This window comes from Campylobacter sp. CNRCH_2007_0968H (genome assembly GCF_025773245.1).
Classification (GTDB): domain Bacteria; phylum Campylobacterota; class Campylobacteria; order Campylobacterales; family Campylobacteraceae; genus Campylobacter_D; species Campylobacter_D lari_D.
Genome location: NZ_JAKMTQ010000004.1, coordinates 128,710 through 138,181, shown reverse-complemented (window position 1 = coordinate 138,181; position 9,472 = coordinate 128,710). Strand labels below are relative to the sequence as shown.

Sequence of the window (9,472 nt, the reverse complement as noted above, 5' to 3'; positions counted from 1 at the left end):
AGATAATTGGTTTCTTAGAAGAAATTATCTTCTAAGAAAGAGAATGTTTATACAGCGCCTTTTGGAGCTGTAAATGCTGTTATTTTAGGCGGTAATCCCTTATATTTTTCTATATTTACTAAGCCTGTATGAGAAATGTTTCCGTTTGCTAATTCAGAAGTTGGCATATCAATAGTTAAGACATTTACATTTCCGTATTTGCACATTCCTTCATCATTTGGATCATACCAGCCACCTTCGCATAATCTTACAACATTTGGCATAATATCTTTAGTTACCACAGCACCTGCGAGAACTTGACCTCTTTTATTGAAAACTCTTACAATATCACCATCTTTGATTCCAAGTTTTTTAGCATCAATAGGATTGATTAAGATAGGTTCTCTATCATTTACTGCATATTTTTCACGCAATAAGGTATGACACATTTGAGAGTGAAGCCTATCTGTTGGATGATTAGTTAGTAGATGAAAAGGTGTTTCCTTGGTAGCATTTCCTAGCCATTCTATCGGCTCCATCCACATTGGATGTGCTTTGCAGTCTTTATAGTTATACTTTTCGATAGTTTTTGAGTAAATTTCTATCAAACCTGATTCAGTACCTAGAGCATTTAAGATAGGATCTTCAATAAATTCAGAAAATCTCACCCATTCCATACTTTCTATAGTTGGAGAAAAAGTTATAGGCTCATTTTTGGCCCAAAATTCTTCAAAACTTGGCATTTTTGGCTCAAATACATCCCCATAAGCTTGAGTTTGTTTTAAAGCGCTATTGTAGTATTCTTTAATAAAATCTTTTGCTTTTTTACCATTTTCGGTATAAGCATTAAATACATCATCTCCATACACTTTACAAATATCAGCAAAAATTTCATAGTCATCTTTGCTCTCGCCTATTGGTAATACTGCTTGCTTCATTGGAGCTATATTCATATTAGAATAATCTCCACTCATGGTAATATCATCTCGTTCATAAGAACTTGTGGTAGGCATTACAATATCTGCCATTTTAGCAGTTGGAGTCCAATAAATTTCATTTACAACTATAGTTCTTGGTTTTTGCCATGCTTTGATGTTAGTGTTTGTATTTTGATGATGAACTAATGGATTTCCACCTGCCCAATAAATAAAGTCAATATCAGGATAGGTTATTTTAGAACCATTATTGTCTATAACTTTCCCAGGATTTAATAAAGCATCAGCTATTCTAGCTACAGGAAAAGAATAACTAGCAGTATTTTGTAGCCATTCAGCACCACCTTGAGATTCTCCATTTTTTGGTATACCTTTAAATTTACCATTTTCCCAAATTCCCACAGCTCCTGCTGTAATACCTCCTATAACACCACCTTTGCATGATGGAACACCACCATTACTATAGTGATAACTTAAGCCAAATCCACCACCTTTAGTGCCAATTTGACCAAGCATTGAAGCTAGGGTTATTAACATCCAATGAGGTTGCTCGCCATGATGAGCTCTTTGCATACCCCAACCACTCATGATCATAGTAGGGTTATCATAAAAACTTTCAGCCAGTGTTTTGATGATTTTTTCATCAATTCCACAAATTTTACTTGCCCATTTTGTATCTTTTTTAATGCCATCATTCTTGCCATCTAAATAAGCTTTGAACTTATCAAATCCACTTGTATAATTTTCTAAAAATTCATAATTGACTTTATTTTTTTCGATCAAATGACTAGCCATGCCTATCATCATAGCAACATCTGTATTTGGTTTTGGAGAGATCCATTGTGCATTTAAAAATTTAGCAGTTTCGGTTTTTATAGGATCTATACAGATAACCTTGATTTTACTATTTTTTAATTTTTCAAAGTAAGCAAGACCTCTTTGATCGTTTGAAGTCCAAGCTATTCTTAAAGTAGCGATAGGATTAGCACCCCAAATAACTACTATTTTAGAATGTTCTAAAATGTTTTCCCATGAAGTTTGCTGTTCATATACTTCAATAGAGCCTACAACATAAGGCATTATTATTTGAGAAGCTCCGGTTGAGTAATCTCCGGTAGTCCCTACAAAACCACCTGTGACATTTAAAAATCTATGGAGCAATATTCTACAATTTTGCATATTTCCACTAGATTTCCATCCGTAGCTTCCACCAAATATAGCTTGAGTTCCTTTTTGCTCTCTTGTTTTTTTAAGTTCTTTTGCTATAAGTTTTATAGCCTCATCATAACTTACACGCACAAATTCATCTTTTCCTCTAAGTTCAGGTTTTGGACTGTCGGGATTTTCAAGATAGCTTTTTCTAACATAAGGATATTTCACGCGCGATTTGTAGATCATATCTGCTGTATAGTGTTGTAAAGGATTGTCAATTTGTGTTACTTTTTCCCATGGCTCACTTTTAATTACCACACCATCTTTAATGGTAAGTTTTAAAATTCCCCAATGTGCTGCTGTTATCACACTTCCATTTTTTACTAAACCAGAATTTATTTGAGAAACTTCTATATTTTTACTCATGGCTAAACTAGGAGCTAAAGGCAACACGCTTAACCCTGCTCCGATTTTTAAAAATTTTCTTCTATCAAGTCCCATTTTATTTTACCTCCTTAAAATCTTTTGCATTTTTTTGCAAATACTGTATCACTAGCCAATGATCTTTTTTATCAATTCCTGTTCTATTTACCATTGATCTAAAAGTAGCAGGCCAGCCATTAGCACTAAATTCACTTTCTTTATGAACGCTATGACAAATTCCGCAATTATTCATATAAAGCTCTTTAGCTTTTATAAACATTTCTTTGTTGCTTTTTGCAAAATCTTTCTTGTCAGTCCAAACTTCTATGGTAGCTTTATCCCATTTTCCATTTTTGCTTTTAGTATAAGTTTTAAAATCAAGTTTTGTATTTTTAGAAAATGCAGCAACTATGATTCTTTGACTATCGTTGTAATAAAGCACAGAAGGCGAAGCAGGATTAACATAGCCTGTGATCTTGACTAAAACTTTATTTCCATCAGTTTTTAATACTTCAAAAGGATTTGTGGGTAGCAATCTACCAACAGCTTTTGTGTCATTTTTGCTTAAGTAAAGTGAGCTTACTTCACTTGTAAAAAATTCATTTTTAGCGCAAACAAAAGAAACAAGCGCTAAACAGAAAACTAAAATTTTTCCCATTTTGCCTCCTTGATATTTTTAATATAAACTTATTGTATAACTTTAGTATTAAAATTTTCTTAGTATAAAAATATAAAAAATGCAATAATAAATATTATCTAATAATTTTTTATTAATTTTTAATTTATTTGTTTTTATATTTTCATAAAGTCTTTTCAATCCTTTAAAGTAAATTTTAGTAAAATATAAAATATTCTTTATAAAGGTTAAAAATGCACTTTACTTTGCTAAATGAAAAAGATTTTTTCAACCCCTACTACCGCAAAAAGCAAATTACACAAAATGAATTTGACACTTTTAGCAAGGCTTTAATGCAGTATCTAGAAAGGCTTGAAAGCTCACAAAGTGAAAATGAAGATTATCTTGTAGCTAACACACTTAGTCCATTTTTAACCACTCTAAATTTCAAAACCCACATCAAAACCAAGCAAAAAGGCAAAAGCGAGATTGATTTAGCCATTGCTAAAGATGAGTTTAGCAAAGACTTAGAAGTTCTCATCGAAGCTAAAAAGCCCAACTCAAAAGAATTCATCATCCACGCAAAGCCAAATTCCAAAGCCTTGCATGAAGCCATTTTGTATTATTTTAGAAACAGAGAGCATAGCTTTAGTTTGAAATTTATCATCATCACAGACTTTTATAAATTCTACATTTTCAAAGCTAGTGAATTTGAAGAGCTTTTTTATAAAAACACAAGCTTTAAAAAGCTTTTTGAAGAATTTCAAAGCCCAAATTCACTTTTTAAAGGCAACACTGATGAATTTTACAAAGAAGCAAGCAAACTTATAGAAAATTCCAAAGAAAGCTTAAAAGGCTTTTTCATCGATTTAGCCTTTTTAAAAGACAAGCAAAAGTCAAATTTCAAAAATCTAGCAAGCATTTTTAAAACCTTTCATAGAGACTTTTTGCTAAATGAATTTAGCCCAAATGACGCAAACTCACTAAACAACGCATTCTATAAAGAGCTTTTGTACATCCTAGGTTTAAGCGAGAGCAAACAGCTTTCTAAATTCATCATCACACAAAGTGAGCAAAGCAAACAAGCCCAAGGCACACTTTATCATCTCATAGCGAGCAAACTTCCAAAGCATGACTTTGAAGAGGTGTTAAAATTCATCATACTTTGGCTAAATCGCATTTTATTTTTAAAGCTTATTGAGTCTAATTTAGTTCGATTTAACGATGATAAAACCCTTAAATTTCTAAACAACGAAAAAATTCCAAATTTTACTACCCTTTCACACCTTTTCTTTGATATCTTGGCTAAAGAAAAGCACACAAGGACGCAGAGTAAATTTAGCTATTTGCCTTATTTAAATTCATCACTTTTTGAAAAACAAGCCATCGAAAAAACCACGCTAGAAATCGCTACTTTGGAAAATGATGCTTTGCTAGAGTATCACCCACACACGCAGTTAAAAGATGACAAAGGTAAAAGCAAAAAAGGCAAAGTAGGTTTGCTTGAGTATTTGTTTGAGTTTTTAGATAGTTTTGATTTTGGAGCAGATGAGCAAAGCGAAGAACTCATCAAACAAAAAGAACTCATCAACTCAAGCGTTTTGGGAAATGTCTTTGAAAAGCTAAATGGCTACAAAGAAGGTAGTTTTTATACCCCAAGCTTTATCACTTCATATATGTGTAAAGCAAGCATAGAAAAAGTCGTGCTAGATAAGTTTAACCATACTTTTAAGCTAAATGCCACCAAGCTAAGCGAGCTAAGAACCCAGCTACGCCAAGAAAAAATCCCCCAAGAGCAAAAACTAGCCTTGCTAAATTCCATACGCATTTGCGATCCTGCAGTGGGAAGTGGGCATTTTTTAGTTTCAGCTTTAAATGCCATGCTTATGGTGCATTATGAGCTTGGTTTGTTTGAAGAGGACTTTTACCTAAGCGTGCAAAATGATGAAATTTTAGTGCAAAATCACAAAGGCCAGTTTTTAGAGTATAAACGCCCTGATTTTGACAAAGACAAAACCCACCTTTGCCAAAAAGAACTTTTCGAGCGTAAAAAAGACATCATAGAAAACAATCTTTTTGGAGTAGATATCAACCCAAACTCATGTGAGATCACTAAACTAAGGCTTTGGATAGAGCTTTTAAAACACAGCTTTTATGAAAGCTTTGATGATACAAACTATCATGATCTTAAAACCCTGCCAAACATCGATATCAACATAAAATGCGGGAATTCGCTTATAAGTTATTTTGAAATTCACAAAAGCCTTTCTCACTACCCAAATATCAAAGAACGCATGGATAAATACAAACGCATAGTCAAAGACTATAAAGAAGGCTTTTACACCGACAAAACTTTCATCGCAAAAGAGATCAAAAACCTCAAAGAATCTTTTAAAAATTTCTGCTTAAAAGACAAATTTGCCAAAGAGATCAAGCAACTTACCAACGGCGCTAATGAATACTCTAAAAAATACGGCGATTTTTTAGCACAAGATGAAAAAGATGAGAATTTTAGAGCATTTTTCTCTAAAAATATGTTTGAATTTGACTTTGATGAAAGTGCAGCTAAGAAAGAATTTAAAAAGCTTAAAAAGCTTTATGAGAGTATATTTGACTTAGAAAGTGCAAATCCTTTTGAATGGCGTTTTGAATTTAGCGAAGTGCTTGATGAGGGCGGGAATTTTAAAGGGTTTGATCTCATCATCGGTAATCCACCTTACATCAGACAAGAAGACATCAAAGAGTTAAAGCCAAATTTAGCCAAAAACTATAAAGTATATAAAGGCACAAGCGACATTTATACTTACTTTTATGAGCTTGGGTTTAATGTGCTAAAGCAAAATGGTGTTTTGTCTTTCATCACTTCAAACAAATACACAAGAGCAGGTTATGGAGAAGCTTTAAGAGAGTTTTTACTCAAAAATACCACACTTTTAGAATACATCGATCTAAATGGCATAAAAGTCTTTGATAGTGCTACGGTAGATACTTCCATACTAAGCTTTGAAAAAGCAAAAACTAAAGATAATAGCTTTAAGTACCTAGCCCCAAATACCGAGCTTTTAAAAGAAAACGACTTTAATATAGAAAGCATTTTAAATTTTAACAAAATCGCACAAAATTCTTTAAGCAAAGAAAGCTTTACTTTTAACGATGAGGGCACAAACGCGCTAAAAGCAAAGATAGAAAAGCACGGCACTCCGCTTAAAGACTGGCATGGGCTTAATATAAACTATGGCATAAAAACGGGCTATAATGAAGCCTTTATCATCACTACTGAAAAAAGAGATGAAATTCTAGCTAAATGCAAAGATGAAGCCGAAAGAGAACGCACCGCCAAACTCATACGCAAAATGCTACGCGGTAGAGATATAAAAAGATATAGTTATGAGTGGGCGAATTTGTGGATTATAGTTTTTGAATTTGGAAGTTATAAAATTTTAGAAAAAGAATATCCTGCTATATATAATCATTTAAAACAATACAAGAAAAAACTTCAAGCTAGAGGACAATGTACTAATAAGCCTATAACAGATCAAAAACCATATTTAGGACAACATCATTGGCTTGAATTAGATAACAATCCAAATAAAGATTATTTATCGCAGTTTGAAAAGGAAAAAATAGGCTGGCAAAGAGTAACACAGGAGCCGAGTTTTATTTTAGAAAACGAGTGTGTTTTATTGGATTCTATGGCTTTTATGGTAGGAAATTCTAAAAATGAACTTAAATATCTTTTGGGATTTTTAAATTCTAGTTTGATATTTTATTATTTTAAAAATATCGGGCATTTGTATTCAGATAAAGGTTTTTTATTATCAAATCAATATGTGGAGAAATTTCCTATACCAAAAATAAATTCTAAAAATGAAAAACTAGCAAACGAGCTTATAAGCTTAGTCGATGAGATTTTAATTTTAAAAGAACAAGACAAAAAAGCAAACACCAAAACCCAAGAAGATAAAATAAACTCTATCGTTTATAAACTTTACAACCTAACCGAAGAAGAAATAAAAATCATTGAAGGAAAATGATGAATGAATTTGATCAGAGATTGACACAATATGGAATTTATGCAACAAATACACAAATATCAATAGGAAAAGATAGAATAAGTGTATTTGGCAATGCAATAATTGAAAAAATAGATTTTAAGATTTTACAAGAAAAAGGTATTAAAGATCTTGATATAAGGGTAAATGAAATTAAAAATATTATTTTTACAAAAGATGTTTTGTTAGATATGTCTTTTTCAGGTGTAACTTTTATAAATGAAATCAAAGCTAGCTCTAAATTTATAGGTGAATTAGTTTTTTCAGGTTGTACTTTTAAAGAAGAGGTGAATTTTCAACAAGCAAATTTTGAAAATTTTATTTGCTCTCGTGTTACTTTTGAAAAACAAGTATCTTTTTTAGGTGCTGTTTTTGGAAATACAGAAAATAAAAAAGAGATAAGTTTTTCCAATGTTGCTTTTTTAAATGAAGTTGTTTTTTCTAAGGCTATTTTTAGTAGTAATATAGATTTTTATAAAGGTTATTTTCAAAAAGAATTGAAATTTAATAGGGCTAAATTTAAGTGTGATAAAGCTAATTTTTACATAGAATGTAAAGATAAAGTTGCTTTTATTGGAGCTATTGGAAAGAATATAACGATTATAGAATCAAATTTTGAAAATAATTTGATTCTAGGTGTAACATTTGATTTATTAAATATTATTGATAGTGAAATATTGAAAGATTTAACTTTAAATAACTCCACAGGACACAATATAGAAATTATAAATTCCACCATAGAAAAAAATACTGATTTGTCTTTTCTTTCAGCTAATAACATATCTTTAAATAATTCAACTTTTAAAGGAGAAATAAGTTTATCTATAAATAATTTTACGCTCACACAAAATATAAATTTTAAAGATATTACTTTTGGAAAATTATATATATCAAAAGAACTTTTTATAAAGAGTGTAAATTTTGAAAGATGCATCTTTTTGCAAGATATGAATTTTAAGGATTATACTTTCAATGAAGTTGCTTTCAATACTTGCACATTTAAAGAAAGCGTGTATTTTAATAATTCTTGGTTTAAAAAGGAAGTTGATTTTCACGAGTGTGAGTTTGAAAAGACAGCTTGTTTTTATGGGGTGCAATTTGATGAAATACCAAATTTTTCTCAAGCTTTATTTAAGAGCAATATAAACGTTATAAATTCGAATTTAAATTTTGGTTTTACTAGGGTAGATAAAAAAATACAGCTAATGTCTTTACAAGGAAAAGGTAAGTATAATTATGAAATTGCAAATGATTTTAGAGATTCTTTTAGAAATTTTAAAAGTGCTTTGATAAAAGATAATAATCTTTTAGAAGCTTCAAATTTTCACAAATACGAGCTTTATTGTAAAGAGATAGAGTTAAAAAATAAAAAAGGTAAAACTCTTAAAGATATAGTAGATAAATGGCAACTTTTCTTTTATCGTAAACTTTGCGATCATCATACAGACTTGCTAAAAGTGTTTCATAATCTACTTATAATCATCATGCTTTTTAGCATTTTTTCTTTTGTGCTTGATAAATTTAAACAACCCAGCATAGAAAATAATGCAAAATATCACATCGTTCAAGTAGATACTAATGAAAGTTATATCTTTAAAGAACACAATAAAACGACTTATAATTTTTTATCCTTGAATATAGAGCAAGAATTTAAAAACTTGGATAATTTATTATCTAAAACCGAGGTCTACTTTTCTTTTGGTTTTGTATTGTTAGTGACTTTTGTTGCATTGTTGAATAAAAAATATTTATGGCTCTTATTTTTACCTTTGTTTGCAGGGGTGGTTTATTGCGTAGGATTTCCTATGTCGATTATTACTCATTTTATGATTATAATGCTATTTGCATGTACTTTTGTATTTATAATGGTTTTTGACAGCAAGCCTAAAAGATTTCTTTTTGTAAGTGTTTCTTATATAGTTTGTATTTTTGCACTACTTGCAAAACCTAGTTTAATGCTTCCTGTGTTTGGAAGCTTTTTAGAAAAAGACAGCAACACTACTTATCCTTTACTGCTTAGTTTATCAGTGGTATATTTTATACTTGTAGCTTTAGTGATATTCTCACTCCAAAAAACTGCACGCAAAAACTCCATAGTGCCAAGCTAAAAGCAAAATCATGCTTTTAGCTTTAAAGTGTGATGAAAAATTTGATTTAAAAATGCTTTTGATATAAATATTTTTATTATATTTATATTTTGTTTAAAATATAAACAATACTTTATATTTCATTTGTAAAGTGTAAATTTTTGTTTTTATTAAAAGAGAATTTTTATACTAAATGTTACTCTTATACCCATATAGTTAATTTTTTCT

The 9,472-nt window shown here is 30.5% G+C and carries 4 protein-coding genes; 2 read left to right on the top strand and 2 right to left on the bottom strand.

What is annotated here, in order from left to right; translation table 11 throughout:
* Window positions 1-47: 47 nt before the first annotated feature.
* Window positions 48-2,567, bottom strand: coding sequence for a molybdopterin guanine dinucleotide-containing S/N-oxide reductase (locus tag L8Y18_RS03685; RefSeq protein ID WP_263676265.1), 2,520 nt, complete (start codon window positions 2,565-2,567; stop codon window positions 48-50).
* Between the two features lies 1 nt (window position 2,568).
* On the bottom strand, window positions 2,569-3,147 hold the full coding sequence (locus L8Y18_RS03680; RefSeq protein WP_133319461.1) for a cytochrome c3 family protein: 579 nt from the start codon (window positions 3,145-3,147) through the stop codon (window positions 2,569-2,571).
* A 212-nt stretch (window positions 3,148-3,359) separates the two neighbouring features.
* Here L8Y18_RS03680 and L8Y18_RS03675 point away from each other — a divergent pair, with 212 nt between their 5' ends.
* Complete coding sequence (locus tag L8Y18_RS03675; protein WP_263676264.1) at window positions 3,360-7,139, top strand: Eco57I restriction-modification methylase domain-containing protein; 3,780 nt, start codon at window positions 3,360-3,362, stop codon at window positions 7,137-7,139.
* Entirely contained in the window at window positions 7,139-9,265 is a 2,127-nt protein-coding gene (locus L8Y18_RS03670; RefSeq protein WP_263676263.1) for a pentapeptide repeat-containing protein, read from the top strand. The genes L8Y18_RS03675 and L8Y18_RS03670 overlap by 1 nt, the downstream gene beginning before the upstream one ends.
* The last annotated feature ends 207 nt before the right edge of the window (window positions 9,266-9,472 follow it).